Here is a 25465-nt window from a genome sequence, read left to right as displayed (position 1 = left end):
CGGAAAATAAGATGAATAAAATTCGGGGTTTTATCAAAAATGTAATTGAAATTTATAGTCCAATAGAGCTTATCATATTATTTGTTGTATTGTTCGGTGGTGTTTTTCTCTATTTCTATACTATTTCAGAGAATAAGGTAATTAGTGTTTTTGTAGGAATTGTAGGATTGGCATTCTTTTTCTACTGTTTCTCTTATCAAACAAAGAAACTAAATCAGTATCAAGAACAATTAAGTAATCTGTTAAAATACGTAACTAACATGAAGTTTTTTCTTCAAACAGGCGAAAACGTCCTTTATTCGCTTAACTCAACATTGCCTACATTAACAGATAAATTTATTAAGCGGGATGTCGAAATCGTAATCGAAGGTTTGGAGAATGAAGCGGAATTAAAAACGGAGCATTTTAATAAATATAAATTTCCTTCGTTAGAACAGTTTCATCAAAATCTGAAAATAAGTTACGAACGCGGAGGTAATCCAGAAGAATTATTTGATGCGGTACAAAAGAATATGATGTTTGAATTGGATAAGCGAGATGAGCTTTACAAGAAACGAAAAGGACTAGCATTGAATATATATATTTTGTTAGCAATCGTTTCTATCATGCCAGTAATGCTACGTTTTCTTGTAGCCAACCTGTGGACGATTTTCTTGAGTTATACGATTATTAGTTTAGCTATCTTGCTTATGACGCTTGCTGCTATTCTAACTGTTTTGTTTTTCACACAGAAAAAGAAAATGGACATTTCAGTACGAATTTAATTTTAGATTGAAGGCTCCTACTTGATGTAGGAGCTTTCTTTTGGAGGAATTGGTAAAACATTGGGGAGGTATCTATTTTATGCTAAAAAAATTTGGTGCTAGTGTTTTTGGTTTGTCGAAAATTGGCGTGTTTATATTGGGGGAGGATCTACGTAAAGCAGAAGCAAGTAATTATATATTGGATCAGTTCGAGCAGATTCATTATTTAATCAAGACTAAAACTGACGAGTATTGCTTTACGAATCGTGCTCTTATTCATGTAGATGGAACAAGTTCTGAAAGTAAAAGGAATGTGTTGCATCGTTATGATTATCATTCCTTTATTATTGAGCAGGTCTACTTAGAAACAGCCGGCTCGAATGATATTGACGCAGAGATTAAGATTACGATCAAGTCAGTATCTGAATTAAAGCCAAAGGAATATGACAAGCATCCTCCTTTGAAAATGGCTTTAATACAAAAGCCATCTGAAATTGAGTTCTCCATAGATATTCATAGGGATCATTTGGATAACTTAAAAGCACTATACAAGACACTGGTATCGGTTGGTCAGAAACAGAAGCAGAACATTCAATACTTGGATTCGTCTGAAAAGACTTTGAACATGGCATTTAATTCATTTGTAGCTGGAAGAAATGTAGACAGCTCGCCATCAACTGTTTTTCAAGAGATTACGAACTTTGCAGATCAGTGGATGCTAAATAAAAAAGATATGTATGCTAATGACAATTTCGAAAGCATTTTTATAGCCAATGCACCTACAAGTTATTCCGAGCTGCCAGAAGAATAGTAAGGGCTCCCTGGTTAGGAATCCCTTTTTATTACTCTTAAAGCCAGAGTTAACAAAACGAGTTCTAATTTAGGATAAGAAAAGGAGATAAGGGAATGAGCATTAAAAAAACGTTATGGGCAAACATCGTATTTTTATCTATGGCCACATTTTTATTTTTTGAAGGAATCACAACTAATAGCGCTGCTGCGGCAACAACATCAACGGAATTAAACGTAGTCGAACAAAAGGAAGTAAAGGTTACTACAACGGATAAAAACAAAACAGCTTTCAATTTGTTAAAGGATATGAGAAATGGGGATGAGTTTGCTTTTGGAGGGAGAATGTGGGTCCTTATTGATCCAGCCACAGGTTATGCCATGATGAAAGAAGAAATAGCGGATATGACATTAGAAAATGCCGATTTCGAAAAGGGAAATTCGAATAAAATATTGGAATACTTCGATTCTACCTATTACAACGAATTAAGTAAAAAAGATGCAGCTTTAATGGAATTCAAAACATTTGGTTTAACTAAAATAAATGAAGGCTTACACGTTACTGCTAAGTTTAAATCCGAAGCAGGGGTAACAGAAGGAGGGGCATTATCATCATTACAAGATGTTTCTAGAGCAACAAAAGAAACTGCTTTAGAAAAAGATGATAAGGAATTAAAATCCCCTGTATTAATAAAATTAATAATAGTTGGTTCTTTAGTCGTTTTAGTGGGGATTGTAGTTATCGTTGTTCATCGTAATAAAAATAATAAAAACAAATGATGAATACAGTAAGTGCCTAGTTCGACTTGAATTAGGCACTTTTTTTATTTCACCTGTTATTCAAATAAAGATAAAAAATACTCAAAATGAATAGGTTTATAATTGACTTACACAATTAGAAAATATTACACTATTGATATAGACAAATTAAATAAGTAGGAGGGGGTGACGTGTTGATGATAACAGCCAAAAGTTATTTTAGTGGTGCTGGCGGAATGGATTTAGGAATGATTGAAGCGGGCATTGATGTAATCGAATCATTTGAAATTGACCAAAAAGCCTGCGCTACCTTACGCAAGAATTTCAAGCACACGGTAAATGAAACGGATATTACTAGAATCACAGTATTAGATCAACAGGACGCTGACGTTTACATTGGAACCTTCCCTTGTACAAGGTACAGCAACATTGCAGACATACATGGAACACGCACAGGTGACGATCTTTTTCTACACTTTTTCCGACATGTAGCCCTAGCCCAGCCAGAAGCCTACGTTATCGAAAATGTTCCAGGTATGAAAAAATTTCAGGTAGTTATGGAGTGTATGACGAAACTGCCTAATTACTATGTAAGAGTAGAATGTCCGGTTAATGCAAACATGTGGCTTCCGCAGGAGCGTAAGCGATTAATTGTAATTGGCACCAAAAGCCCTTTTTACAACTTAGAATATCCTGAAAGCAAGCCAGTAAAGATGCGTGACATTATTGATGTAGGAACAGAAGTATATGCTCCTGCTTATGTACAGAAACGCTTAGATGGTCACTATAGAGATAAGCCAATCATTACGGATCTGGATGGCATAGCACCAACATGTGTTGCTCACTATGGGAAGGACCGTTCTACAAGGCTTATAAATGATAGTGTCAATGTTCGGCCTTATTCTGTTCGTGAATGGGCGAGGCTCCAAGGATTTCCTGATTGGTTTGTGTTCGATGGCACGGATAACGATGCATATAAAATGATTGGAAATGCTGTACCTGTAGATATGGGAATATGGGTTGGAGGGCAGCTCAAAGAGTATTTTGCCAGTAAGGATAGAGTTCTTTGGACAGGAGCGTGGTAGCGTGAAAGAATCGGATTTGTTTGAACCAGTAAAACAGCTTCTGCTAGAGAAGATAGGCTGTGAAAAAGTATATGCAGAGGTACTTCATTATGATGTTGTAGGAGTCATCGGAAATCATATTATCATCGTGGAAATGAAAAAAGCGCTTAATTTCAAAGTGATTGAACAAGCTGTTGACGCTAAACGTCATGGACATTATGTATTTGTAGCCGTACCAATGAAAAAAAATGGTTTTTCTAGGTTAGTAGAGAATTTTTTGAAATATGTTGGAGTCGGCTTGATTGTCATTCAAGAGGATAGCTGTGGCGGCTATGCTGAAATACCTTATGGCATGTTTGCTAAATTAAATCGTAAAACTGTGGATATTCGAAAATTCATTAAAGACGGTTATCACGACACAATCACTGGTGGTCACAAAATGGGAGATTTCAACTATCAAAGTAACTATACATTGATGATGGATGAGGTAAAACAATATTTACAACGATACCCTGATAGGTGGATCACTGTTAATGAAATACTGAATCATTGTCAATGTTATTATTCAAGTCCTAAAGCACAACTTGCAGCTGCTTTAAAAGCTAATTGGGATACTGGTTGGGTAGAACACAAAGTAATAAATCGTAAAATACATTTTAGATATAAAGCGTTTGAGGATCTTTGAAAGATATTGTTCAGTTGAAGAAACATTATGTTGAGGAAGGAGGAAAAAAAGATTGTCGGAGGACGAAAAGGTATACAAGCAGGCTATGGAGCGTATGGATGAACTTGTTGAAGAAGTAATACAAATTTGTATTGACGTTGCCGATGAAAACCATTACGAAAGAGAATGGGTCCTGGAACGTTTTAGAGCTAAATTTAATAGCGCAAAACGTAAAAAAAGGGAGTAATCGAACCGTATTGTTCAACATAAGAAACATTACGTGGAGTAAAGGGAGTGGATGAATATGGCTAAAAGATATAGACGTTCACTGTTGGAAGAATTTGAAACGTTATGTGGCCTTTCACCTGCACCAAACGCCGAAGAATTTCGAGTGGAAGTTGGGTCATTTGTAATTGAATATGTAAAAGCCAATGGGAAAGCCCCTTCTAACAAGGAAATTATCGAAGAATGTATACCACAAGATGCATTAAACATTCTAAATGATTTATATGACGTATATTTAAAAGTTCATGAGGTTGGATGTGATGCTCATAAAGAATACATTGATACCGCAGAAAAAACAGGCTATTTCAGCATATAAAGATATTTTTAAGATGTAAGGAGTAACTATAATGATTTTTGAAGTCACAAAGGATAGTACATTACTTGATGAAAAACCGCTAAAACCTATGGATGAAGCCAAAAAGATTGAAGGACAAAAGGGATGGTTTATTGAGATTGAAAACCTTGATGATTTGATTGCTTTACAAGAGAAATATGGAATCATGGAATTGACAATATCCTTTAGACACAATTTTAAAGTTCTTAATATTCCAGACCATAATTGACTATATGGGGGTTTAAAAACTGAACAGTGAACATTAAGTGTTTCTCATTTTATTGGAAAGGGGATCTCATATGCAATGTAGGTGTTTAATATGGCTAATAAACTAGAATGCGAGTTTTGTGGCGAAATCTACAATAATTCCGATCGATTAGATACATTGTCACATGGATGGTTCTGTGATTGCTGTGACGCTTTTAATTTTTATGAAGGTGCACGAATTGAGCGTGATCAATTCTTAGTCATCTTAGAAGATAAAGCAAAAGAAGAAGGGACAAAAATTAGAAAAATTAGCAATTTAAGACGTAATTTATCACCATTCCGTTATCCTGGCGGTAAATCGAAAATGATTGACTACTTGTATCATCATTTGTACAAAAATAAAGCCGAAACACTGTATTCGCCATTTTCAGGCGGTGGTAGCTTTGAATTAGCGATGTTGGACGCTAGTGTGGTGAAAAGGATTGTATTAAACGATTTAGATTTTGGGGTGTATTCTCTATGGTGGAGTATGCTGTATATGCCTGAAGAGTTGATTTATCGAATAAACCATAACCAGCCAACACATAAAGATTTCTTCAAGGCTCAACAACAAATCAAGAAAAATTTTGCAGGAATGAACACGCTAGAAGCTGCGTGGGCAACGTTACTTGTAAATCGCTTAGCCTATAGCGGTATTAGCAAAGCAAATCCGCTCGGTGGTAAAAACGGCAGTAGGGATCAATTACTTGCACGTTGGAATCCTAAAACTTTGATTAAAAAAATTAAGTATATCGCCAAACTGTATAAAAAGATCGAACTGCATTGTGAAGATGCTTATGAATTCATGGTGGAGTCATATTGGGATGGCAATGGTGTTCTGTTCATTGATCCCCCATACGTAATAAAAGGTGCTACCTTATACAACATTGCAATGACCTTAGATGAACATAGAAAACTAGGTGTCCATTTAGACTTGTTGTATCAAGGAGCTAGTGGTGCGAACATCATTGTCACATACGATTACAATAGAGTAACTGCAAAAATGTTTGAATCGGCTACAGAAACGATTGTAGTTGGACGTAGGTATTCAGTTTAATGCATGGTTGGAACATGAAGGAGGATTTATAACATGGCTTTTTTAAGTTATTTGATGCGATCTAGTACATGGGTTGTAATACTAATTATGCTTTGTGTGAGCGTTGATGGAATCTATATATGTGCAACTGCAATTAGTAAGGAGCCAGAATTGGAAGCAATTAGTGCCATTAGTGCTATTATTTTTTCCTTAACTATTTTCATGCTCGGATTCGTGCTGGTCTGTAAATATTTTATGATGAAAGAAACTTTTGCTAGTGTTTCTACAGGTACAGCTTTTATGTGTACTTTGGGCCTAGCTGCATTGATGGTACTGTCTTTTATAGGAAACGACAGAGGCATTATAACAGTTTGGATACTGTATCTAGTGGTAGGAGTTGTAGTTCAACTTGTTCGGAAATTACTTTGGCGTAAACAAAAAACTTATACCATTTGCAACATGACTGTTACAGAAGGTAAACCGATTGGACTAGGGCATGAGTTTCCCAAAAATATAAAAAAGCATTAGAAAAAGGAGATGGGATAGAAATGACAATACGCAACGAAGTCCTATTAACAGCGATAAAAAAAAGGATGCAAGCTATCATCTAGGTGGTACATCGCTAGAAAATGATTGGAAATGGTTAATTAAACAAGCAGAAACACTCCAGAAAATCGCTGATAGATGGTGCGAAATTGAATTTAATAATATAGGCAATCCAGAAGATTTATATGAGGATGTACAAGATATATTAAGAGAAAATGGTGACTATTAAACACAATGGGTAAAAGAAAGAGGATTTGATATGTTCGGTTTTAAAACCAAAAGGAACATCATAAGTGGCTCTCTTTTTTTAGACATGGACTTAGAATATTTATTGACGTTATTAAGTCATAAAGGATACGAAGTTCAGATAAATCAAGATTTACACGATAACGGTAATGATAAGGTATGGGTTGTTGATTTATACCATCATGCTACTGATAATAACGATCCTTCTTTTAGAGGTTTACTTAATCAGTCGCTACAAGAACTACTTATTCATATTTGTAAAGTTCATAAAATTATTGAGTAAGCAGTTTGTTATTTTGAGAGAAATGTAAAAAAAGGGGCGTTTTAGAGACTATGACAATGGAAGAATATTTAAACCGTAGAGATAATGGTCAATCATTAGAAGAAATTCAAAAGGAAAAGTATCTAAGTGAAAGTACGGTATGGACATTAGAACTTGGTTATCAATGTTACTTAAGCAAATTACCCTTAGATTTAGCTATATCTATTATCAAAAATGCAACAATGATTGACCCAACTAATTTAGAAGCAATGAAAATTCTTTTTAACCCAAAAAGTTAAAAATTACTGCTCAATTTGAATGATATAGCTAATTATTGGAGCGTAATAATTTGAAAAATAGCTGAGTTTGTATAAAAGTTTTTTGTCAGAAGGAGGTTTCAACGAAGTTGAGTGAAGAAACATTAAAGAAATTAGGTTTCATAGCAGCATATGAGTTTCTTTTTGATACAGATGAATATACGATTGAGGAATCAGTTACAGAAGAAGCTGGAGATTATTCTGAGTGGCAAGAATTTCAGGGAGAAAACGAAAGAAAGATAGAAAAATACAAACAAGTTTTTATTAAACATTTTAAAAATTGTTCATTGTAATGATGGGAGGGGGTACATCACATGCGAGGGAAATGTATTGATTCGGGTGGTTCAAGAAATTTAATCGTGGGGGAAATTTATTATCTATTCCCTCATGGTGGTTTCGCTTATGAAGCTAGTCTCTTCCCAAAGTCAGGCTCACATTTTGGCTTGTACCAAAAGAGTCTTTTTGAAATTATTGAGGAGAATAAAACTGACGAGGATGCTGGGCTACTAGAACCACAAAAGCCGGACACGTTACCGGTACTGGAAGTAGGTAAAGTATATGAAGCGGATCTAATATGGAAAAAAGCTGGCTACAATGTTCCATTAGGGAGATATTATATTCGAGCTACTTATGGCTGTTATGCAAATAAACATGAATGTTACTTTTACTCGGATGCGGATCTGAAAGCTGTTAGAGGGTGTTTTCCGCTTCATTGGTTTACGAATATTCGTGAGTATGCTTTAGAACCGATTAAAGAATTACCCAAAGAACATTGGCAGCAGATGAATTTATTTAATATTTGAAAGGAATTGAGGTGATTATATGCAAATTATATTAGATACACTTGATAGAAAGTGGAAAAAGTACGTATTTACTTTCTTGTTATTAATTATTATAAGCCTATCGTTCTTTTTGTATTTATTCAACGGGGCAGTTCTTGTAAGTAATGGAGTTCTAACTGTCGATGGAAAGTTATTTATTTTTTATATCATTATGTACTTTTTAATAAACATGAGTTATGGAATTTTTATTCTTAATAGATTTCAAAAGTATCAAAGTAAAATTCTTCAACAATTCGGCAACGATGAAAAACTAAATTATAAACAAAGGGGTTAGTAAAATGTTCGGTGAAACACTAATAAAGTATTGTCCAAACTGCAAAGAAAATGTCAAATATACTACCACGGTTCTTTATATGATTGATGGCAAAGAATATATTGACCTTTTTATTTGTCCGAAATGTAAAACAGATTTAGCAGAAGAAGATAGAGAGTTTATTAAAAAAGCACGAATCGAAGGTAAAAATGTTATAGCTGTTATGTGTTAATAAATTAAAACAATTTAATCATGACAATTGCATTGTATAGTAGCTCAAAAAAAGGAAGGTTTGATAAAACATAGACATTCCAGAAGAATTAGTACTACTCCCTATTCCTAAAAATTTTATATTTTTAAACTACACAAAATGTTGAACTATGTTACACCATTTGTTATAATCAGAATATATTAATTATCTTTGAGTCACATTTGTGAAAGTCGTTATACCTTCTTTTGATGAAGGAGAATCGGCACAAGTTATTTCATTTCCTACTCTTTGAAAAAAGGATGTCAGGTTGACGATCACCGTCAGAAATTTGCTTTCAGCATAATGTATCTTAGTAAATGTTATTTTACGTGGAGTTTGTTAGAATCCGGTTGCGATTGCTGCTACTAATAAACTTATACACGTTAATATATAAAAAGTCGATTGATTCTATTTAGAATTGTATCGGCTTTTTTTGTATCCAAAATATTTGAAATGAAGGAGTGGATAAACTCAACCACACAAAATAGCTTTTGTTAGTTGATAAGGTTTTTTGAAGTCGATGGATTTGTTCTTTTTAAAGACAAATGTCGGCTTTTTCTTTTTAAAAATATTAATTGAACGGAGGAAAATAATATGACAGAAGTTGTAAAAGAAAACGGAAAGTTAAATCTTTATCGAAAATTACTACAAGTAAGAAAAGCGGTTCCTTATCTACAAAAAGGTGAGCAAGGTCATCAATATCAATATGTTGGTAGCTCACAAGTGTTAGGTGCTTTAAGGGAAGAATTAGACAAAGTAGGGTTACTTTTATTTCCGAATGTCATTGATTCTAAAGTAACCATTACAAATGTAGAAAGTAAGGATAAATACGGTAATCTTAAAATTACTTCTAAACTTGTAACCGAACTAAAAATGGAGTTTACGTGGGTAGATGTTGAATCTGGTGAAGAAATTACGGTGCCGTTTTATGCACAAGGATTAGACACTGAGGGAGAAAAAGGTGTTGGTAAAGCTCTTACTTATGCTGAAAAATATTTCCTTCTAAAGCAATTTAATATTGCAACAGACAAAGACGATCCTGATTCATTCCAAAGTAAAGTTGAAAATGGTAGCCCAAATTATATTAGTCAGGAACAGGTGAATGAGCTAATGAATTACGCTGTTCGGGTAGCTAGTTTAAGAAATGTGCCTACTGATAGTATTATTCAATCACTAAATATGGGCATTAAATCTTTGGATCGTCTTTATGCAAATAACTATAAAAATGTTCGAGGAAAGTTGCTTGGTTGGATTAATTCAGCGGAGAAAAAACAGGATCAACAGCCGCAACAGCCGCAACAAACTCAACAACAAGGAAATGCATCAGCCAATAAAAGTATTGTTCAAGATACGTTTTTGTTGAACAGATATGAAACCGGAGAACATAAAGGAGTGCCTTTTGGCAAAGTTTATGCGGGGACAGCTAGTAATGATGAAATATCATTGTTAGTGAGAGAAAATAATCAATTGGTTGAAGCTATTAAGCAAATTCAACAGGGTAGTTATATAACTGTTAATTTTTATGAAGAAGATGGTTTTTACTTCTTAGTGGAAATTGTAAGTATTCGTAATGGAAACCCACAACCAGAACAGCAACCACAGCATACAACTCAACAAGGTCAATCACAACAGCCGCAACAACAATCTAATCATCAAAATCTTGAAGGCTTTTTCTTAAATAAAGTTGAGCGTGGTTCAACCCCAACTGGAATTCCATTCACGAAATTACATGTTACTAAAAAGAGCAATAATGAGCAATTAACTGTTTTTGCACAAGATGAACAATCCATTGAAGTAACAAACCATCTTGTGGATGGACAGGAGATTATGATGGCAATTCGTAAAGACAGTGGCTTCAACTTCTTTGTAGCATTAGGTGGTGTTTAATATGCTTCCTAAAATTTTAGAAGTTGCAGAAAGACATGGTGTTGAAATTAATCCTCGAACTTATGGTAAGAAAGAGACGCTTGGGAAGTGTCCTTTCTGCCTAGAGGATTCTAACAAGAGGGGTAAATATTATCTTTCACTCAATACTCATGATCAAGTGTACAGGTGCTTCTTTTGTAATAAACAAGGAGGGGTTCTCGATTTTGAATCGAGAATATCAGGCGTTCCTTATCCTGAATTGAAGGAAAAGTATTTCGGTAAAAACAGAAAAAGTATGCATCCTGCTGAACAATTAAATCCAAGCCAATTAGAGTGTATTGGATGGAAGTCTTCTCGTGGTAGAAAAGATGATATGAAAAAACACAGAGATCTTATATATCAGCACTGGCTACGATACGAATATAGTCAATTAACGGAGCTTTTTGCAGAACTTATGGTTATGGCTTATTTAGAAGACCAGGTTGAAAGACAACTGGAACTCTTGAATTACTTGAAGGAAAGATGTGAGAAATCAAAAGTTTATTCGTGTTATTCAAAAATTATGGATGAATATAGAAAAGAACCAGCTCTACGTGCAGATTGGGCGGTAGAAGGCGTCAAGGTCGCTAGAATTTCATGGAAAGTAAGTCAGGCTCAAAATGATTTAAATTTCTCAAAAGTTATCTTGCAGGTACCTTTTATTCACTATTTATATATGAAAGAGAAAGAAGGGCATGGCACCAGTAGGCAAGCTATAGGAAGTTAAAACACATTAAATAATGATAAAAAATAAAAAAAAATGAACAAAAAGGAGAAATGTAAAATGATGAACAATTGGAATGGTATTGGACGTTTAACAAAAGAGCCGGAGCTTAGATATACACCACAAGGAAAAGCAGTAACAAATTTCACAATGGCTGTAAATCGTGCATTCACAAATCAACAAGGAGAACGTGATGCGGATTTCATTCCAGTTGTAGTTTGGAATAAATTAGCGGAGAATGTTGCCAACTTCACTCATAAGGGATCGTTAGTAGGAGTGACAGGTCGTATTCAAACTCGAAATTTCGATGGGAATGATGGAAAGAAAGTATATGTTACTGAAATTGTTGCTGACTCTGTTCAGTTCTTAGATCAAAGGCAAGGCAATGCCAATGGTATTGGAAATGGGAATGGTCAAGGTCAACCACAACACGGAGGTCAACCACAGCAACAGTGGGGAGGACAACCACAGCAACAGTGGGGAGGACAACCACAGCAACACGGAGGACAACCGCAGCAACAGTGGGGAGGTCAACCACAGCAACAGCAAACTAGTGGTGGAATGTCAGGACAGGGTTCGTTTGGCGGAGGGGCATACCAGCAAAATCAACCACCTATGAATCAGCCGAATTATTCACCCGTAAATGAAGATCCTTTTGCTAATAGCAAAGGACCAATAGAAGTATCTGAGGATGATCTTCCATTTTGACCGTTACTTTAGTGTATAATTCTTCCATTTTAAAAACAGATAGATGTAGAATAAGTGAGTGAGAGGGCGGTATAACCGTCCTCTTTGTTTTTTTAAATCTTAAACTAAAAGGTTAGGAGAGTTACAAATGATAACAATTCAAAAAATGAAACCTCTTTTTATTAATTTTGTTGCTGAAAATAAAATTGAATTAACATTCGCAACAGAGCATCTAGTTATTTGGAAGGATAGTGTTTTGTATCATTTTATGCCGATTGAGGGCAAAGAAATTATTATTAATAAAAGTACCCGTACTGTTGAAAATGTTGATCAGTATTTTGTGTTTTGTAAAGGGGCTCATTTAATTCGAGTAAGTATTAAAGAGTTGTTAGATAGTAGTAATTTTTATGATCATTTGTTTGCTATTTTTGAAAAGTTAAACATTATACAAGAATTAACTAGTGTAGAAATAGAAGACACTATAAAAGAGGTTGAAAAAATCAACATATTAAATGCTATTGATATTGCACTAAAAATTAAAGATAAGAAATCCTTCTATTACCTATCAAGTTTAATTAATAAATAAAATTTAAAAAGGGGTAGTTATAATGATTGGAACACCAGGCTATGAAAAATTAAAAAAAGCAGTTGAAAGTGACTGTAATAAAAATAGAAGTTGTGGATGTTTTAATCCTAATGGTTGTCCGTTAGAAAATCCTTCAATCGGTACTTATGGTGATAAAGGGTACAAAAGTTGTTTCCATAAATATTGTGATAAATTCAAATGGGTTATTGATCGTGCGAATCATTATGCCGAAAATACTGGCATGGATGCAAAAGATATTTTGAATGCATGGGAAGATGACCGAAGCTATTGGTACATGAGCTACTATCAAGAAGCCAATCAACCTGAATTAACAGATGATGTTCGAGTATTCACAACCGTAGAAGAATTGAAAAATAGCATTGGAAATACAGGTTTCCGATGTCCTAGTTGTAATGGAGTATCTAGTAGCCCTTATACATGTAATAGTGGTATTGAATTAAGTGATGGGACAAAGAAAAAGGTTTGTGATTGGAAGTCCTATGGTTTGTTTGGATCTCTAGGAAAAGGAGCTGCAGTCTTTGTTAAGGAAGAACTAAAGGTCGGAACATTTTTTATGCCTATTGCATGGGAAACTCATATTGAAAAAGAAACAACGGAAATGATTACCGATTTAATGAAAGGGGCTATTGTCCAGTTCAAAGCAGATTGGGGTAATAAGCCTGTCCCTGCGAATACATCTACAGTCTCAAGGGTAGCAAAGGATAAATCTTGGGCAGATGTTCAAACACCTTTTGGAAGCAAAAGAGTGAAGAAACCAATGGAAAATCTGAGAATTATAACGGAACCATTAGAAGGTAAAAAGAAAGAGATTTAGAAAGTAGAGGATAAGCCATTCATCGGCGTAGTCCTAGATGAGTAAAGGGTGAAAAGTATGATATTTTCATTTTCACGATTAAGTATATACAATGAATGCCCTTATCGTTTCTTTAAAAAGTATGTGGAAGGATATGAGGAACCGATCACCTTGCCACTTGCTTTAGGAAAGGCAGTTCATAAAACCATAGAAGATAAGATTAATGGGGTGGAGCATTCAGAAGCGGTTTTGAATGGATACATTGAAGCAGACTTTCACCCAGCAGTCGCATATAAAGATATTTCAGACTTGGCGAGTCGAGCTAAAATCTATCCGAATATGGGTAGAACAGAGGTATACTTCGAGATTCCATTAGATAATTCTGAAAATGCACCTAGAATACGCGGCTACATTGATCTGGTTGGAAAGGGTGAGAAGTTCATCACCGATTGGAAAACGAATCGAGTGATGTATAACGTACTGGATACTTACCAGATAGGTTTGTATGCATGGGCAATCCATAAACTATATCACGTATCCGAAGTAGTGGGCACTTTATTCTTTCTTAGGTTCAGGAAAGCAAGCACTCATGTATTTGACCTATTGGATATGGAGAAAGCAAGATTGTGGGCTTTGGGGCTGGCCAACTCCATCAATTCGAAGTTGGGACTGTATGCTATAGTCCCAGAAGAGGTCGAGAAAATTTTTCCTGCTTGTCCATCAAGTAATTGTAAACACTGTCCGTTTGCTTTAGAGTGCTATCAACGGTTTGGTAAGTATTAATTGATTGATAGAAAATTAAATAAAATAGGAGTGATTGATGTTGTTGAATATACATTGGTGTAACAAATTTCCACATAAAATATATGCATCTGTCATTTTAAAAAACAACAAAATTAAAATGTGGAAAGTTGGCGCTTCTAAATTAAGCGAGCAATACAATGTCTCAGATTTAATCACGGCGAATCCAGAATACACTTATGAAGAAATAGTATTCACCGCCAATAATAATCAAGAACATAATGAGATATTTAGAAAATCCTCTGTTGATTGGTTAAGTCAATGGAATCTCTATGAAGCATTTCAAGGATTTAGCCCATTTGATAAGGAAATACCCAAAGGTTTACCATTCTAGATGCAAAATCAATATAAAAATAGAAAAACGGCATATACCCGTTTTTCTATTTTTATTGAAGTTTTTTTGGGAAAAACCATAATAACTACACATTGTGTTGATATTAGTTACACGTTTTGATATAATGTACATATATTATTATTTACTATGTCGCTGTTCTAGCGGAAGTCGTCAAATTCTTGTTGTACAAGAAAGATTCGGCATAAATAATATTACCTTTTTTAATCTCTTACTAAAGAGAATTGTAGGTAGACGTTTCTCGTCATTGAATTGCTCAAAGCAAAGTATTAAAAGTTTGTTATTTATGCTGCAAGTAGTCACCAGCCCTATTTTATACATTCGTATATTAATTTGCTTGTAACTATTTGCGATAAATATACATAAAAGTCGATTGTTCCCTCTTGGGATTTACAATCGGCTTTTTTGTGTTTAAAAAATATTAAAGGAAAGGTTGGGGTTTTAATGTCAGTTGCGATATTAAGTAATGTAACAGATTTTGGTGCGAGGAAGATCAAAAGAGATATTAAAGGTTTGGATTCGGAAAAATCCTTTATTTCGTATCAGGATAAAAATAAAAAAAGATTTTCTATGGTTTTTGAAAATGGTTCGTTCTATCTCTTAGAGGAGAAAAAGGTAAAACCAATCTCAGACAATGAGGTGAATAGAATCTTGATCCTAATTAAAAATAAAATTTACAAATTAATTGGGCAAGGTCATTACAGTAAATCAATTCTTGTTTAATAGAAAGCTTTTTAAAAATATTTAAAAAGAGGGGTTTTATTATGGCAAGTACAGTAAAAGCGGTAATCGGCAATAAAATCGAATCAGTAGAAGAAGCTGTAAAAGTAGCTAATGAAGTAGAGCGCCTTGAAGCTGTTTTAAAGGTGATGAAGGACCAAATGAAAGCTTATGTAGAAAAAAACGGTCCAATTGAAACAGATTCAGTCGTTTGGGATATATTCGAATCCAGTTCGTTTTCATTTACAGCTAATGAATTAAAAGGAGTAGCGGAAAACATTGTTCTTGAAGGAAAAAATCCTTGGGAGCTGATGTCTATATCCGCATCTAACCTTAGAACGTTAGGTTGGGAAGATTCTTTTGTTGAAAAGCTTGGTAAGAAAAAAACAACAAGACGATTCAGCTCACGAAAAAGGTAGCTTGTTTAAAATAAATTGTTTGTATTAAAGGAAGAAGCTGTTATGGCAGCTCTTCTTTTTGTATTTAAAAAATTGGGATAATGATGGCAACGGTGATGTTTAATAAACAAGTTGGCATGACTGTTAGTCTTAAAAGGAGAAAAAAATGAAGAAATCTCAAAATAATGTTGTTGAAGCTCAAAGCTATTATTTAATTTTCTTCCAGGGATTGGATTGGCACGAAGTGCATTTTGGTATTAAAGATGCAGAACTTTTAAGTGATGACGAAATTATTTCAAAAGCCTTTTATGAATTGTTTAAACTAAATCATTCTCCGGATCAATACAACAATAAAAATTTAGAAAAATATCATCAGATGTTCCAGGGAGCTGTAATTGTTAATCGTTCATATTTAACGAAAATTGAGAGAAAAAATTAAAAACGCAATATATATTTAAAAATAAAATAGAAGAGATGGAGAGATTAATATGCTATCTAATACGAGTAAAAGCAATCCTTTGATAAAATTACCTGAAGTAAAAAAGGAATTTGATAAATTGCAAAGATATTTAAGAGAGTTATTAGATTCCTTGGGTTATGAATGTGAAAATATTGAATTTAATCGTGAAAGCGTAGATGAATTATTTTTAAGAAATGAATATTTTTCTTTAGCGTATGAGTTAAAGAAGATTGAAAAAAAATTATCTTATTTGAAAAAACCGGTTCTTGAAGAAGGTCGTATTAAAGCTAATTCATTAGGGAGATTTGAGTTGCCTAGTGGGTATTACTTCACAAGCGGTAGTAGTTGTGAAATCCTCACTACAAGGTTTGAAGAACAATGCTGGATATATACAGCGATAGAACATAATGGTGACAACTATTACGCTACAGCTTTAGGTAAAGATATAAGAATAGATGGTATGCTTGTTCGAGTTAGATAACAGGAAGAAACTAAGCTTGTGCTTTGTACAATCAGGAGAATGGTTTTTCAAATGAATATGATGAAGTCTAGCACTTTGGCAAAAGTAAAAATAAAAACTAAGGAGAATATTATTATGAAAAAATGTATGTTTTGTTCACAGGGAGAAGAATTGAAGAAAGCTATATATATGGGTAAAGAAGTTTATACTCATGAGGAATGTGCTGAAGTCAATGACAACTATCAATTAAATATTGTAGAGGACTGTATCGAAAATGAAAACTAAGGATACTGTCTTTATATCTTAGATATTAATCATTCTACAAGTGGGGGAAAGTGTCATTTTTATGAGTTATATTTACTAGACCACCTATTTTCCACTATTAAAAATAAGGAAATTTAATCGATAATTGAGAAGTTATTTCTAAAATGAATTGGGACACTGCTTACTAGCGGTGTTCTTTTATTTATTAACTGAAAATTTAAATTGCGTTTAGAAAGGGGATTGAGACGTGAATTTGGACAATATTCTAAGCTTTACTAAGAATAAGGATATATGTTGGTGTGGTGATGCCCTTATGTTGTGGATACAACCGGAAGACTTAAAAAAATTCGTGGGTTTATTTAACAACAAATATTTTACCGATTATTTTGTGGGCGTTTCGTTGAGAACAGATGGTAATGTTGCAATTAATCTGATTGAGCATTTGCAGCGATTCGGAATTGATCCGAATGATGTATTAACTAGGAATAAAGAAGAGCTTAATACCGATCGGTATTAAGCTCTTCTATTTTTATAAAAAAAGAAAAGGGGTTTTGTGGTATATGGCTACTTATGTATGTAGTGATATTCATGGTCAATTCAATTCTTGGTTAGCGGCTATTGAAAAAAGTGGAGTAAGTCTGCAAAAAGGGGATTCACTCGTTATTTTAGGAGATCTGATAGATAGAGGTGAGGATAGCCTTGCTTGTGTTATATACGCCTTTGAATTAATAAAAAGGTATCCTGGTCAAGTCACTTATTTAAGAGGAAACCATGAGCAAATGTTTCTTGATTTCGTAAATTGCACTGACATATATTATTCGATTCTTATTGGTTCGGAATGGTGCAATAATGGTGGCTACGCATCAATACAATCTTTCTTAGGGTATATTCCGAATAAATTCAAAGAAACACAAAAAGAGTTAAGAGAAAGGTATTCAGATATTATAAAAAAAATGAATGCTCTCCCTTTTTATAAAGTGGATGAACAGTTAAACTGCGTTTTCGTACATGCTGGTTTTGAATCAAACATACCATTGGAAAAGCAAAATCAAGAACAAATGCTTTGGACTAGAGAAGAGTTCTTCAAAGAGTTCCATCCCTATAAAGGTGATGTATTAGAGGGCAAGCTAATTGTTCATGGGCATACTCCGGTTCAGTATATGGGGCGTTATACTGGTTCTGAATATAACGGAAAAGGTTTCTATAAAAGAGATCACTATTTAAATATAGATGGTGGTTCGGCAAGAGGTGAAAAAATACTAATTGTGAAGATGGAGGATCTCTCTTGTGTGGAGCAGGAGATTATCAAATAGTAAAAAAAGAAGAGGAGAAAAAATGTTAAGTTTAAATAATGAAATGGATACTATAATTGAAACACTATATAAAAATCTAAAACAACGAAATTCATCAGATCATATACATTTAGAGTTGAATGAGATCTTTCAAGATAAAAATGCGAATGCTTGCATTTCTGTTTATCTAAATGAACGTCCAACTCATAAGATATTGGAGGATTTAATAAAGTGGGCGAAAGAAGAAGGGTTACAGAATGTTGTAAGTAAAATTGATGAATTAAAGGCTTAATCATAAGGAGCGAAAGATAAAATGAAATATTTAGAAGTAAAAGGCGATTTGTTTTCTGTATCGAGTGAATATACGTTAGCACATTGCATTAGTGCTGACTGTAGAATGGGAGCTGGCATAGCTGCTTTATTTATGAAGCATAATCCTAATATGCGAGTAACCCTTAGAAAATACAACCCCGAAATTGGAGATGTCTTATATTATAATATGGAAGGGAAACACGCTGTTTTTAACCTTGTAACAAAGGAACGCTTCTATCATAAGCCGAACAGAGCTGATTTTAATAAAGCAATTTATAATCTGAAAATGGCAATGGAAAGTTATGAGTGCAAAAAATTAGCTATTCCGTTATTGGGAGCCGGACTAGATAAATTAGATTGGAATGAGAGTAGTCAATTTATTCAACATGTATTTTGTGATACCGATATAGAGATATTAGTTTGTATTTTGTGAGATTGTTAAAACAGCGATCAATACGGTCGCTGTTTTTTTTATGACGTAAAAGGTGAAGAAATGACATACATTTCTTCACCAGAATAGTTTCCTTTTAATTATTTAGTTCTCTATTTGTGTAAAAAAATAAATTAGATATTCAAATTGTGTAACACAGGACAATAAGAATTCGCATCACATTGATAATAAATAAACTCCCAAAAACCAGGTGTATGAACTTCTTTTAAGAAGTTCATTTTTTCGATGATCTTCATTTTTATTTCTTGTTCTAAATCATCTCGTTCATGAATAGGAACTTTTTGCAAATTATAATGAATCTTTAATTGGAAATCGTTTAGAACGTCTTCCCAATCCTTATTATCATACAAATTTTCTAATTTTTTTGTACAATAAATTTCATTCAATTAACTCACCTACCGATCCTTACCTCTATAGTTCTTTTTTATTTTTTCTAAAGCTCTTTTGTGGATATTAGATATATTTTGAGGTGTTTCGCCATGTAGTCTGGCTATTTCCTTATTAGAGAAGCCCATAATGTAAATCAAATCTAAAATATGTTTTTGTTTCTCCGTTAATTGTTGATAAATTAAATAAAGATGTTCATCCTCTATTAGTTCATCAAGGGTAAATACCCCTTCGAAATATTCAACTTCTGTCGAATTTGTTGTAGAATCATTATTAATTAAAGTACTCATATTTTCCTCTGAGTACTGTTGTCCAGATTCATCTAAAGTTAAATGAAAACGTTGATTTCTTCTATTAATTCTTTTGTCGAAATCGATGGTGTAAAAGTAAATTAAGTTACTAATATATTTTAAAATCCTAATTTTCGAATAATAGCTTTTAAAACTATCGTCTAACTTTTTTAGGTTTTTTTCTGACGTATCCTTTAAAACATTTTCTAATAGTATTTGGTTTTCTTCAATACTAAGGAAATTTACAATAACTTTGTTTTGAAGCAGCTCTTTATTCTCTTTATAAAAGACATTTAGTATTTCTTTTCTTGTCAATTACATCCCTCCTTTACTATAAAGTGTAACAGATAAGAGAAAAATCAACTAAAAAAAACATTTTTTTTAGAAATTTTAGTTTTGTTTGACTCCCTTCTCTTTATTAATAAAGGAGGGAAGAAAATGCGTGATAAAAGGGAATTTGGGACATATGAAATTATTTCTGTTTTAGAAGTTTTGAACACCATTCCTGAAAATTTAGATGTCATTAGAGCAAGGGAAGTATGGGAAGTATCTAAAAAAGGGGACGGAATTGTAACAGCTATTTTGGATACAGGTGTTAATAAGGAGCACCCGAATTTGATAAAGAATATCATTGGTGGATATAATTTTACTGTTGATGATAATAGTGATTCGAGTGTCTATAAGGATTACACGGGTCATGGTACTCATGTAGCTGGAATTATCGCATCATGCGAATGCAGTAAAGGAAGAGGAATTGTTGGAGTAGCACCCAATAGTAAGCTCTTAATTTTAAAAGTTATAGATAAAAAAGGTATTGGCAATTTTGAAAGTTTAATAAAAGCTATACGCTATGCCACTAATTGGAGAGGAATTAATGGTGAAAAGGTTAACGTTATTAATATGTCTTTAGGCGGACCCAAACCGAATGAGTCTTTGCATCAGGTTATTAAAGAAGCAAGACAGGCTGGAATTGTCCTTGTATCGGCAGCAGGGAATCATGGAGATGGAGATCCTAATTCAATTGAAATTTCATTCCCAGGGTATTATAAAGAAGTTATTCAAGTAGGCTCTGTTACACAAGAGCTTAAACCATCTGTATTTTCTAACACTAACGTTAATCTTGACTTTGTAGCACCGGGGGAACGAGTTTTTTCAACGCATTTAGATAACAAATTTGTCGAATTGTCTGGAACATCTATGGCCGCACCTTACGTTTCAGGTGCAGCAGCCTTGATTCTTAATTTGATTGATCGTTCTAATCCTGCAATGATTCCATATCTTGTGTATCAGTACTTACTCGATCACGTTAAAAGATTAGACTACTCAATAAACCAAGTGGGAAATGGATTTATTCAATTGACAACGTAAAAACAAAAAAACGCCCAGCAGAGTAGGGCGTTTTTAAATTTAGTTAAGAATGTTTTTTTCCAGTTTACTTGGTATATAACCATTAATCAATATTTGCTGATTAGTTTCTTTATCAATGACTACAACTAATGGAATTCCTGGAACCTTAAATTTATTAAATTCGTCTTGGTTCACTTCTATAGTAACATCCTTTTCTACATAATCAACGTTATTTTTCTTCAACCAATCCTTTGTTCTAACACAATATATGCAGTTGTTATTCCCAAATAAAATAACTTCTTTCTTCACACTTTAGTCTCCCTTCGAGAAATTTATATGGTACATTAACTAAAGTGTCGCTAATCATAAAAATATCAATTGTTTAGACAAAAAACCTTATTGAATATTTTCAATAAGGTCAAATGTGTTAAAAATCACTTTTTTTGATTATTCTTTTTGGGCTTATTGTGACCACGGCAATTATAATAAGACAATTGCTGAAATAACGCTGATTTATTCTTAACCCAATGATCTAAATATTTCACTCTCTAATACAGCTATAAGTAACAAAATAATTGTTAGTGCATTAATACATATTTCACTTATACTATTGTATAATTAAGTAGAGGCTTGATTTTTGTTCAGCTAATTATTCAGTGCAAACGCGATCAAGTTTCTTATAACTTTAGAAAGGATGAGTCTAATGAACAAGCCCCAACTACGAAAAGGACTAAGAACAATAGGTATTTTAATATTTGCAATTGGGTTAGCTTTTATTATTCTAGAGGAACTCAAGCCTTATGTAACAATAGGTATTATTTTGGCGGTAATTGGTATCGCTCTTAATTTAGCGTCAAACTTCTATAAAGAGAAAAGAAACCGGGAATAAGCTCCGGTTTCTTTCTTATTAGTCGCAATCGATGCCCAGTCCCACCAAACATCCAGCACAAGCGGCCAAACCAGCACCAGTCCAAATAGCCCCACAAGCCACTGTACAGACCGCTTTAAGCCATAATGGTAGGCTTGCGAATCCTTCTTCTAAGCAGGTTTGAAGCGACAATGTTGTAACTTCCCTCGGAGCAATGGCTACTCCATTAATTTGCGTTTCTATATGTTGATCATTCTTGAAAATACCCTTAACTTCCCTTGTTTCATTTGAGTCGGTAAAGGCTAAAGTAAATCCATCTTGAATCGCTTCCAATGTCATGACTTTGATAGATTTTACAGCCTCTTGTTCGGTGTAATACACTGCAACAAATTTAGCTTTGTTTTGATTGTCCGATTTAATGGGAATAAGTAAACTCTTTGTTGAAATTCCTTTAAAGGAGTGCCATGATGCTTGTTTGACATCAAGGGGATATTTAGCAGCTAGAGAAGTGTAAGATGCATTAGAATCAAGATTTATTACTAGAATTTCATTTTCGTCAGCCTTTGTAGAAATGTGAAATTCTTCCTTTGAAACAAAGTTAACATTTTTAATCATAATTATTCCTCCCTATTGTTTCTTATACACAATCGATCCCAAAACCAACCACACAACCAGCACATACAGCACATGCGGGCAATACCGCTCCGAAACATGCTCCGCAAGAACCGGCACAAGCTGCTTGAGCGTACCACGGTAAATTGCCCCATTGTTCCTGCAAGCAATCTGCTAAATCTAAAGTTTCTACTTGTCCTTTACTTCGGTCTCGTCGAAAGTTAATAAGCTTGTAATCACTATCAAAAGTACCTTCGGCCTGAAGATTACCATTTAAGTCTTCATATCTCAGTTTCAAATTGGAATTCAGATCCATAGTAAATACTTTAAGCCTAATATCGTCCTCGTTACTGTTTGATACAAAGGCAGTGAGATACACTTCATGTTCTCGATTCGTCAAAGTAAATAATACTGTGTAGTATTCAGAACCACGATACGTATGTTTATTAATATCAGTGAAATCAATTGGATTGGATGCAGTAAATTCACTCACATCTGGCAGGTTTAAAATTTTTTTTACAATACCGTCTTCTAAAGATAATGGAGTGGTTTCATGGAATCCTTCGTCATAAGCCAAATTGTTTTTAATTGCTCGTAAAAACTCATTTTGCATTTAAGATCACTCTTTTCTCCCTTAACAGGGGTATTTTCGTTTGTTACTTTTTTTGGTTTGTTCTTTTACAATTTATAAATCCTCCTTGTAATTTTTTCTAAACCTATCAGGCTCAGCTATAATATAAAGAGGAATGAAACTTCAAAATATCAACCATCATCATGTATTGTATTATTTTCTTCTTTTACTTCGGAAAGAATGAATTATAGATTGGCTTTGTTAGTCATAGTGTTGATGATTGTTACACGTTTTGTTATAATGTACATATATTTAATTTTTGAAGTCGCTTCTAGCGAAAGTCATTATATTTCTGTATTACAGAAAAGACTTGGCACAAGTGATACTAATCCGTATTTCTTTTGAGTTTTATTTAAGAATAGGATAGGCGTTGTAACGCTAAAAGTTTTGCTTGATAGCAATAAATAAATATAGTTGATATTTACGCTTTATGCGTTAAGTATATAAAAAGCTGATTGATCCTTTTATGGATGAATCAGCTTTTTTGTTTTTTAAAAATAATATGAGAGAGGGGAATGAAATGATGGAAGTGATTTATCGAGTGGTTTCGAAAAAAGTTACACCAGGTTTTCAAACAGAAATGTTTGAGAATAGGGAACTATTGCTTTCCAAGTATAAGCAGCTTGGAGTTGATAAAAGGACATCTGTGAGGAAGGAGCTATAGGGCCAACCGGTGTTAGCTGGTCTTCTCGGTCCTATGTATGACGGTGTACAAGATGAAAAAGTAGTTGTTCGCTATGAGGATCAAGCGGTCTACAACTTTTTGACATCATAAAATAAAAAAAGAAAGGGTTGGGTCAAATGACATCAATACAAGATTCATTTTACGACATGACAGAAAAGGAACGGATTTGTTTTATAAAAGATATGAAACAGAAAATTGTTAATAGCGGCGATGCTCTTTTAACCAAAATGATTGCAATTGTAGATGTAGAAGTCTTGAAGAATGAAGCGGACTTCTATGTTCATGATATGGAATTTTTAAAAGAGCTGGATAAAAATGAAGTGGTACTATGGATCGTGCGTAATCATGGTACACACTTTATTTATTTGACAAGTGATTCTTTTACTAGAAAAGGTGAATGGTCTAATAGAGAATATTATCGAGCTGTTATCCAGAATTTTAAGAAAGAGATTTGTGGTTATTATCTTATAGAATATGGGAAACTCGAAAAAGTAAATGAAAAAGGTGCCTGTGCTGCTTTAGCAATTCATGAAGAGATTGCTAGAAGCAAACAAAAGTATTCACATACTTTAATTATCTAATTACAATGAGAAGCTTCTTAGTCATTGGGTTAGGAGAAAGATATGAGAAAAAATAATAAATCTGTGGTAATGGAGCTGAATAACCTTGCTGATTACGTTATTGATCGATTAAAACTTCATGGAATAATTATTCAACGATACGATGCTTTTAGCACAAATAGCATTTACTTAAAGCTGGATTATGGTGTGTGCAACAGTATTCGCATCAGCGATCATAAAGGAAAAAAACATTTATCCTATCGTTATAACATTCTTAGCTGCTGTCCATACGTATTAAAAAGCTATGATGAGCATAACTACATTAGATATTATTTTCCAATTAATGAAGTAGATCTGCTATTAGACAAGATTTTGTTTGATCGAGCTATGAAGTTGGATAGATATGGAATGAGAAGGTATCGTTCATATATGGATCAGAATGGTTTAGAGGGGAATCGTAAAGGAGGTTTTTGGCATCAAGCCAAAACTGTATAAATTAGAAAAGGAGAGCTGTTATATGAATATTTTAAATGGCTTAACAGTTAAAGAACAAATGGGTATTGCTTTCTTTGTTTCTAAAGGATTTGCAGAGGGTTCAATTGATGGTTTAGAATGGTCTATCTGTTATGATGAAAAGGAAATTTCGCCTAAAGAATTAGAGGAAATGATCAATCAGGGTTATACAAGCAGTACAGGATATCCTGAATGGACTTTATCTTTTGCTAGAAAGAATATGTTTGAACACGAGAATAATGTTCGAACTTTAAAAGAAATTTTGTATCAAGTTGGAGATCAAGAATTAGAAGTTAAAGGATTAGCTTGTATTGCCAGTTTAGAAAGTGATTCAATTTATAGAAACGAAACTATTTGGAGATTGACTAAAGAAGATTTTGAATGTTGTTTATTAGATGAAGGGATTACATTAACCAATGAGCAAAAAGCCGAGCTATATGAACAAGCGAAACGTTCATTCACCATTAACGAATGGGCTGATTTCGTATCTCCTTTCATCTCCTTTCATTGGGGAGAATGTAAATCTGAATTAGATAAGAGCGAAGATGAATATAAAGCCACATGTGCTATATGTGGAGAAACATTTGATGAGGTTGATGTAAATATGATTGATTATGATGATGATGTTTGCGTAAATTGCGAAAAGACTTATTTAAAAGCTAAGAAACGTGCTGGTTATGTGGTTGAAGTCTCTAAGAGTGAGTAAAAAT

42 protein-coding genes are annotated in these 25465 nt (G+C 33.7%); 37 read left to right on the top strand and 5 right to left on the bottom strand.

Features of this window, described 5'->3' with window-relative positions; genetic code table 11:
* Positions 1 to 11 precede the first annotated feature (11 nt).
* From AC6BKE_RS01120 to AC6BKE_RS00970, 31 genes are all read left to right on the top strand, one after another.
* Positions 12 to 764: a hypothetical protein gene (locus tag AC6BKE_RS01120; protein ID WP_499855600.1), complete on the top strand. Its 753-nt coding sequence runs from the start codon at positions 12 to 14 to the stop codon at positions 762 to 764.
* 79 nt (positions 765 to 843) lie between these two features.
* Positions 844 to 1554 (top strand): PH domain-containing protein, encoded by a 711-nt coding sequence (locus AC6BKE_RS01115; RefSeq protein ID WP_499855598.1) that lies wholly within the window; start codon positions 844 to 846, stop codon positions 1552 to 1554.
* A gap of 95 nt (positions 1555 to 1649) precedes the next feature.
* The gene (locus AC6BKE_RS01110; protein WP_499855597.1) at positions 1650 to 2312 is read left to right on the top strand and encodes a hypothetical protein; all 663 of its coding nucleotides are present in this window, start codon (positions 1650 to 1652) and stop codon (positions 2310 to 2312) included.
* 176 nt (positions 2313 to 2488) lie between these two features.
* Positions 2489 to 3376 carry a DNA cytosine methyltransferase gene (locus AC6BKE_RS01105; protein ID WP_499855925.1) on the top strand — a complete coding sequence of 296 codons (888 nt, stop codon included), beginning with the start codon at positions 2489 to 2491 and terminating at the stop codon, positions 3374 to 3376.
* Between the two features lies 1 nt (position 3377).
* The gene (locus AC6BKE_RS01100) at positions 3378 to 4040 is read left to right on the top strand and encodes a hypothetical protein (RefSeq protein WP_499855595.1); all 663 of its coding nucleotides are present in this window, start codon (positions 3378 to 3380) and stop codon (positions 4038 to 4040) included.
* A 52-nt stretch (positions 4041 to 4092) separates the two neighbouring features.
* Positions 4093 to 4266: a hypothetical protein gene (locus AC6BKE_RS01095; protein WP_499855593.1), complete on the top strand. Its 174-nt coding sequence runs from the start codon at positions 4093 to 4095 to the stop codon at positions 4264 to 4266.
* A 57-nt stretch (positions 4267 to 4323) separates the two neighbouring features.
* On the top strand, positions 4324 to 4620 hold the full coding sequence (locus tag AC6BKE_RS01090; RefSeq protein ID WP_499855591.1) for a hypothetical protein: 297 nt from the start codon (positions 4324 to 4326) through the stop codon (positions 4618 to 4620).
* 31 nt (positions 4621 to 4651) lie between these two features.
* Entirely contained in the window at positions 4652 to 4867 is a 216-nt protein-coding gene (locus AC6BKE_RS01085) for a hypothetical protein (RefSeq protein ID WP_499855590.1), read from the top strand.
* A gap of 90 nt (positions 4868 to 4957) precedes the next feature.
* A complete protein-coding gene (locus tag AC6BKE_RS01080) occupies positions 4958 to 5941 on the top strand; it encodes a DNA adenine methylase (protein ID WP_499855589.1) in 984 nt (327 codons plus the stop codon).
* A 33-nt stretch (positions 5942 to 5974) separates the two neighbouring features.
* Entirely contained in the window at positions 5975 to 6448 is a 474-nt protein-coding gene (locus tag AC6BKE_RS01075) for a hypothetical protein (RefSeq protein WP_499855587.1), read from the top strand.
* A 277-nt stretch (positions 6449 to 6725) separates the two neighbouring features.
* Complete coding sequence (locus AC6BKE_RS01070) at positions 6726 to 6995, top strand: hypothetical protein (protein ID WP_499855585.1); 270 nt, start codon at positions 6726 to 6728, stop codon at positions 6993 to 6995.
* 50 nt (positions 6996 to 7045) lie between these two features.
* Positions 7046 to 7273 carry a hypothetical protein gene (locus AC6BKE_RS01065; protein WP_499855583.1) on the top strand — a complete coding sequence of 76 codons (228 nt, stop codon included), beginning with the start codon at positions 7046 to 7048 and terminating at the stop codon, positions 7271 to 7273.
* Positions 7274 to 7380: 107 nt separating this feature from the next.
* The gene (locus AC6BKE_RS01060) at positions 7381 to 7584 is read left to right on the top strand and encodes a hypothetical protein (protein WP_499855582.1); all 204 of its coding nucleotides are present in this window, start codon (positions 7381 to 7383) and stop codon (positions 7582 to 7584) included.
* 21 nt (positions 7585 to 7605) lie between these two features.
* Complete coding sequence (locus AC6BKE_RS01055) at positions 7606 to 8094, top strand: hypothetical protein (RefSeq protein ID WP_499855581.1); 489 nt, start codon at positions 7606 to 7608, stop codon at positions 8092 to 8094.
* A gap of 317 nt (positions 8095 to 8411) precedes the next feature.
* On the top strand, positions 8412 to 8618 hold the full coding sequence (locus AC6BKE_RS01050; protein WP_499855580.1) for a hypothetical protein: 207 nt from the start codon (positions 8412 to 8414) through the stop codon (positions 8616 to 8618).
* 612 nt (positions 8619 to 9230) lie between these two features.
* Positions 9231 to 10523 (top strand): ERF family protein, encoded by a 1293-nt coding sequence (locus AC6BKE_RS01045; protein WP_499855578.1) that lies wholly within the window; start codon positions 9231 to 9233, stop codon positions 10521 to 10523.
* 1 nt (position 10524) lies between these two features.
* Positions 10525 to 11268: a hypothetical protein gene (locus tag AC6BKE_RS01040; RefSeq protein ID WP_499855577.1), complete on the top strand. Its 744-nt coding sequence runs from the start codon at positions 10525 to 10527 to the stop codon at positions 11266 to 11268.
* Positions 11269 to 11325: 57 nt separating this feature from the next.
* Entirely contained in the window at positions 11326 to 11973 is a 648-nt protein-coding gene (gene ssb / locus AC6BKE_RS01035; RefSeq protein ID WP_499855576.1) for a single-stranded DNA-binding protein, read from the top strand.
* A gap of 127 nt (positions 11974 to 12100) precedes the next feature.
* Positions 12101 to 12538 (top strand): hypothetical protein, encoded by a 438-nt coding sequence (locus AC6BKE_RS01030; RefSeq protein ID WP_499855575.1) that lies wholly within the window; start codon positions 12101 to 12103, stop codon positions 12536 to 12538.
* 22 nt (positions 12539 to 12560) lie between these two features.
* A complete protein-coding gene (locus AC6BKE_RS01025) occupies positions 12561 to 13373 on the top strand; it encodes a hypothetical protein (protein WP_499855574.1) in 813 nt (270 codons plus the stop codon).
* Between the two features lie 57 nt (positions 13374 to 13430).
* Positions 13431 to 14135 (top strand): PD-(D/E)XK nuclease family protein, encoded by a 705-nt coding sequence (locus AC6BKE_RS01020; RefSeq protein ID WP_499855573.1) that lies wholly within the window; start codon positions 13431 to 13433, stop codon positions 14133 to 14135.
* A gap of 43 nt (positions 14136 to 14178) precedes the next feature.
* Complete coding sequence (locus AC6BKE_RS01015) at positions 14179 to 14487, top strand: hypothetical protein (RefSeq protein ID WP_499855572.1); 309 nt, start codon at positions 14179 to 14181, stop codon at positions 14485 to 14487.
* Positions 14488 to 14949: 462 nt separating this feature from the next.
* Complete coding sequence (locus tag AC6BKE_RS01010; protein WP_499855570.1) at positions 14950 to 15228, top strand: hypothetical protein; 279 nt, start codon at positions 14950 to 14952, stop codon at positions 15226 to 15228.
* 41 nt (positions 15229 to 15269) lie between these two features.
* Complete coding sequence (locus AC6BKE_RS01005; RefSeq protein ID WP_499855568.1) at positions 15270 to 15644, top strand: hypothetical protein; 375 nt, start codon at positions 15270 to 15272, stop codon at positions 15642 to 15644.
* Positions 15645 to 15789: 145 nt separating this feature from the next.
* The gene (locus AC6BKE_RS01000) at positions 15790 to 16062 is read left to right on the top strand and encodes a hypothetical protein (RefSeq protein WP_499855567.1); all 273 of its coding nucleotides are present in this window, start codon (positions 15790 to 15792) and stop codon (positions 16060 to 16062) included.
* 49 nt (positions 16063 to 16111) lie between these two features.
* A complete protein-coding gene (locus AC6BKE_RS00995; RefSeq protein WP_499855566.1) occupies positions 16112 to 16564 on the top strand; it encodes a DUF5348 domain-containing protein in 453 nt (150 codons plus the stop codon).
* Positions 16565 to 16615: 51 nt separating this feature from the next.
* Positions 16616 to 16828: a hypothetical protein gene (locus tag AC6BKE_RS00990; protein WP_499855565.1), complete on the top strand. Its 213-nt coding sequence runs from the start codon at positions 16616 to 16618 to the stop codon at positions 16826 to 16828.
* 226 nt (positions 16829 to 17054) lie between these two features.
* Positions 17055 to 17324 (top strand): hypothetical protein, encoded by a 270-nt coding sequence (locus AC6BKE_RS00985; RefSeq protein WP_499855563.1) that lies wholly within the window; start codon positions 17055 to 17057, stop codon positions 17322 to 17324.
* A 43-nt stretch (positions 17325 to 17367) separates the two neighbouring features.
* Positions 17368 to 18120: a metallophosphoesterase family protein gene (locus AC6BKE_RS00980; protein ID WP_499855562.1), complete on the top strand. Its 753-nt coding sequence runs from the start codon at positions 17368 to 17370 to the stop codon at positions 18118 to 18120.
* Positions 18121 to 18142: 22 nt separating this feature from the next.
* Positions 18143 to 18391, top strand: coding sequence for a hypothetical protein (locus tag AC6BKE_RS00975; protein ID WP_499855560.1), 249 nt, complete (start codon positions 18143 to 18145; stop codon positions 18389 to 18391).
* Between the two features lie 21 nt (positions 18392 to 18412).
* Positions 18413 to 18844 (top strand): macro domain-containing protein, encoded by a 432-nt coding sequence (locus tag AC6BKE_RS00970; RefSeq protein ID WP_499855558.1) that lies wholly within the window; start codon positions 18413 to 18415, stop codon positions 18842 to 18844.
* 131 nt (positions 18845 to 18975) lie between these two features.
* Here the strand turns inward: AC6BKE_RS00970 and AC6BKE_RS00965 are convergent, their stop codons facing one another.
* The gene (locus AC6BKE_RS00965; RefSeq protein WP_499855556.1) at positions 18976 to 19248 is read right to left on the bottom strand and encodes a hypothetical protein; all 273 of its coding nucleotides are present in this window, start codon (positions 19246 to 19248) and stop codon (positions 18976 to 18978) included.
* A gap of 9 nt (positions 19249 to 19257) precedes the next feature.
* Positions 19258 to 19854 carry a sigma-70 family RNA polymerase sigma factor gene (locus tag AC6BKE_RS00960; protein WP_499855554.1) on the bottom strand — a complete coding sequence of 199 codons (597 nt, stop codon included), beginning with the start codon at positions 19852 to 19854 and terminating at the stop codon, positions 19258 to 19260.
* A gap of 123 nt (positions 19855 to 19977) precedes the next feature.
* Between AC6BKE_RS00960 and AC6BKE_RS00955 the strand changes: the two genes are divergently transcribed.
* Positions 19978 to 20907 carry a S8 family peptidase gene (locus tag AC6BKE_RS00955; protein ID WP_499855553.1) on the top strand — a complete coding sequence of 310 codons (930 nt, stop codon included), beginning with the start codon at positions 19978 to 19980 and terminating at the stop codon, positions 20905 to 20907.
* A gap of 39 nt (positions 20908 to 20946) precedes the next feature.
* Here AC6BKE_RS00955 and AC6BKE_RS00950 read toward each other — a convergent pair whose 3' ends face one another.
* Complete coding sequence (locus AC6BKE_RS00950; protein ID WP_499855552.1) at positions 20947 to 21195, bottom strand: glutaredoxin domain-containing protein; 249 nt, start codon at positions 21193 to 21195, stop codon at positions 20947 to 20949.
* A gap of 394 nt (positions 21196 to 21589) precedes the next feature.
* On the opposite strand from AC6BKE_RS00950, the gene AC6BKE_RS00945 reads away from it, so the two are divergent.
* Positions 21590 to 21775, top strand: coding sequence for a hypothetical protein (locus tag AC6BKE_RS00945; protein WP_499855550.1), 186 nt, complete (start codon positions 21590 to 21592; stop codon positions 21773 to 21775).
* An 18-nt stretch (positions 21776 to 21793) separates the two neighbouring features.
* On the opposite strand, the gene AC6BKE_RS00940 is transcribed toward AC6BKE_RS00945, so the two are convergent.
* Together AC6BKE_RS00940 and AC6BKE_RS00935 are read right to left on the bottom strand one after the other, a co-directional pair.
* Positions 21794 to 22369, bottom strand: coding sequence for a hypothetical protein (locus AC6BKE_RS00940; protein WP_499855548.1), 576 nt, complete (start codon positions 22367 to 22369; stop codon positions 21794 to 21796).
* Between the two features lie 22 nt (positions 22370 to 22391).
* A complete protein-coding gene (locus AC6BKE_RS00935; RefSeq protein WP_499855547.1) occupies positions 22392 to 22979 on the bottom strand; it encodes a hypothetical protein in 588 nt (195 codons plus the stop codon).
* A 538-nt stretch (positions 22980 to 23517) separates the two neighbouring features.
* Between AC6BKE_RS00935 and AC6BKE_RS00930 the strand changes: the two genes are divergently transcribed.
* From AC6BKE_RS00930 to AC6BKE_RS00915, 4 genes are all read left to right on the top strand, one after another.
* Positions 23518 to 23661, top strand: coding sequence for a hypothetical protein (locus AC6BKE_RS00930; RefSeq protein WP_499855545.1), 144 nt, complete (start codon positions 23518 to 23520; stop codon positions 23659 to 23661).
* 137 nt (positions 23662 to 23798) lie between these two features.
* On the top strand, positions 23799 to 24263 hold the full coding sequence (locus AC6BKE_RS00925; RefSeq protein WP_499855543.1) for a hypothetical protein: 465 nt from the start codon (positions 23799 to 23801) through the stop codon (positions 24261 to 24263).
* Positions 24264 to 24305: 42 nt separating this feature from the next.
* Entirely contained in the window at positions 24306 to 24737 is a 432-nt protein-coding gene (locus AC6BKE_RS00920) for a hypothetical protein (RefSeq protein ID WP_499855542.1), read from the top strand.
* Positions 24738 to 24759: 22 nt separating this feature from the next.
* The gene (locus AC6BKE_RS00915; RefSeq protein ID WP_499855541.1) at positions 24760 to 25461 is read left to right on the top strand and encodes a hypothetical protein; all 702 of its coding nucleotides are present in this window, start codon (positions 24760 to 24762) and stop codon (positions 25459 to 25461) included.
* The last annotated feature ends 4 nt before the right edge of the window (positions 25462 to 25465 follow it).

The sequence above is a fragment of the Lysinibacillus sp. COL-1 genome, from assembly GCF_059814265.1.
Note: the sequence above shows the minus strand (reverse complement) of the source record. Positions and strands in the feature narration are given on the sequence as shown.

Excerpts from the sequence above, each read along its gene's own strand:
- AC6BKE_RS01005 (WP_499855568.1), top strand. The coding sequence starts at position 15,270 with ATGGCAAGTACAGTAAAAGCGGTAATCGGCAATAAAATCGAATCAGTA.
- AC6BKE_RS01070 (WP_499855585.1), top strand. The coding sequence starts at position 6,726 with ATGTTCGGTTTTAAAACCAAAAGGAACATCATAAGTGGCTCTCTTTTT.
- AC6BKE_RS01050 (WP_499855580.1), top strand. The coding sequence starts at position 8,412 with ATGTTCGGTGAAACACTAATAAAGTATTGTCCAAACTGCAAAGAAAAT.
- AC6BKE_RS01115 (WP_499855598.1), top strand. The coding sequence starts at position 844 with ATGCTAAAAAAATTTGGTGCTAGTGTTTTTGGTTTGTCGAAAATTGGC.
- AC6BKE_RS00945 (WP_499855550.1), top strand. The coding sequence starts at position 21,590 with ATGAACAAGCCCCAACTACGAAAAGGACTAAGAACAATAGGTATTTTA.
- AC6BKE_RS00980 (WP_499855562.1), top strand. The coding sequence starts at position 17,368 with ATGGCTACTTATGTATGTAGTGATATTCATGGTCAATTCAATTCTTGG.
- AC6BKE_RS01105 (WP_499855925.1), top strand. The coding sequence starts at position 2,489 with ATGATAACAGCCAAAAGTTATTTTAGTGGTGCTGGCGGAATGGATTTA.
- AC6BKE_RS00975 (WP_499855560.1), top strand. The coding sequence starts at position 18,143 with ATGTTAAGTTTAAATAATGAAATGGATACTATAATTGAAACACTATAT.
- AC6BKE_RS00970 (WP_499855558.1), top strand. The coding sequence starts at position 18,413 with ATGAAATATTTAGAAGTAAAAGGCGATTTGTTTTCTGTATCGAGTGAA.
- AC6BKE_RS00935 (WP_499855547.1), bottom strand. The coding sequence starts at position 22,979 with ATGCAAAATGAGTTTTTACGAGCAATTAAAAACAATTTGGCTTATGAC.
- AC6BKE_RS00995 (WP_499855566.1), top strand. The coding sequence starts at position 16,112 with ATGCTATCTAATACGAGTAAAAGCAATCCTTTGATAAAATTACCTGAA.
- AC6BKE_RS01045 (WP_499855578.1), top strand. The coding sequence starts at position 9,231 with ATGACAGAAGTTGTAAAAGAAAACGGAAAGTTAAATCTTTATCGAAAA.
- AC6BKE_RS01110 (WP_499855597.1), top strand. The coding sequence starts at position 1,650 with ATGAGCATTAAAAAAACGTTATGGGCAAACATCGTATTTTTATCTATG.
- AC6BKE_RS01055 (WP_499855581.1), top strand. The coding sequence starts at position 7,606 with ATGCGAGGGAAATGTATTGATTCGGGTGGTTCAAGAAATTTAATCGTG.
- AC6BKE_RS01040 (WP_499855577.1), top strand. The coding sequence starts at position 10,525 with ATGCTTCCTAAAATTTTAGAAGTTGCAGAAAGACATGGTGTTGAAATT.
- AC6BKE_RS00940 (WP_499855548.1), bottom strand. The coding sequence starts at position 22,369 with ATGATTAAAAATGTTAACTTTGTTTCAAAGGAAGAATTTCACATTTCT.
- ssb (WP_499855576.1), top strand. The coding sequence starts at position 11,326 with ATGATGAACAATTGGAATGGTATTGGACGTTTAACAAAAGAGCCGGAG.
- AC6BKE_RS00915 (WP_499855541.1), top strand. The coding sequence starts at position 24,760 with ATGAATATTTTAAATGGCTTAACAGTTAAAGAACAAATGGGTATTGCT.
- AC6BKE_RS00925 (WP_499855543.1), top strand. The coding sequence starts at position 23,799 with ATGACATCAATACAAGATTCATTTTACGACATGACAGAAAAGGAACGG.
- AC6BKE_RS01000 (WP_499855567.1), top strand. The coding sequence starts at position 15,790 with ATGAAGAAATCTCAAAATAATGTTGTTGAAGCTCAAAGCTATTATTTA.
- AC6BKE_RS01080 (WP_499855589.1), top strand. The coding sequence starts at position 4,958 with ATGGCTAATAAACTAGAATGCGAGTTTTGTGGCGAAATCTACAATAAT.
- AC6BKE_RS00930 (WP_499855545.1), top strand. The coding sequence starts at position 23,518 with ATGATGGAAGTGATTTATCGAGTGGTTTCGAAAAAAGTTACACCAGGT.
- AC6BKE_RS01030 (WP_499855575.1), top strand. The coding sequence starts at position 12,101 with ATGATAACAATTCAAAAAATGAAACCTCTTTTTATTAATTTTGTTGCT.
- AC6BKE_RS01065 (WP_499855583.1), top strand. The coding sequence starts at position 7,046 with ATGACAATGGAAGAATATTTAAACCGTAGAGATAATGGTCAATCATTA.
- AC6BKE_RS01075 (WP_499855587.1), top strand. The coding sequence starts at position 5,975 with ATGGCTTTTTTAAGTTATTTGATGCGATCTAGTACATGGGTTGTAATA.
- AC6BKE_RS00990 (WP_499855565.1), top strand. The coding sequence starts at position 16,616 with ATGAATATGATGAAGTCTAGCACTTTGGCAAAAGTAAAAATAAAAACT.
- AC6BKE_RS01020 (WP_499855573.1), top strand. The coding sequence starts at position 13,431 with ATGATATTTTCATTTTCACGATTAAGTATATACAATGAATGCCCTTAT.
- AC6BKE_RS01010 (WP_499855570.1), top strand. The coding sequence starts at position 14,950 with ATGTCAGTTGCGATATTAAGTAATGTAACAGATTTTGGTGCGAGGAAG.
- AC6BKE_RS01085 (WP_499855590.1), top strand. The coding sequence starts at position 4,652 with ATGATTTTTGAAGTCACAAAGGATAGTACATTACTTGATGAAAAACCG.
- AC6BKE_RS00955 (WP_499855553.1), top strand. The coding sequence starts at position 19,978 with ATGCGTGATAAAAGGGAATTTGGGACATATGAAATTATTTCTGTTTTA.
- AC6BKE_RS01120 (WP_499855600.1), top strand. The coding sequence starts at position 12 with ATGAATAAAATTCGGGGTTTTATCAAAAATGTAATTGAAATTTATAGT.
- AC6BKE_RS01090 (WP_499855591.1), top strand. The coding sequence starts at position 4,324 with ATGGCTAAAAGATATAGACGTTCACTGTTGGAAGAATTTGAAACGTTA.
- AC6BKE_RS00920 (WP_499855542.1), top strand. The coding sequence starts at position 24,306 with ATGAGAAAAAATAATAAATCTGTGGTAATGGAGCTGAATAACCTTGCT.
- AC6BKE_RS01025 (WP_499855574.1), top strand. The coding sequence starts at position 12,561 with ATGATTGGAACACCAGGCTATGAAAAATTAAAAAAAGCAGTTGAAAGT.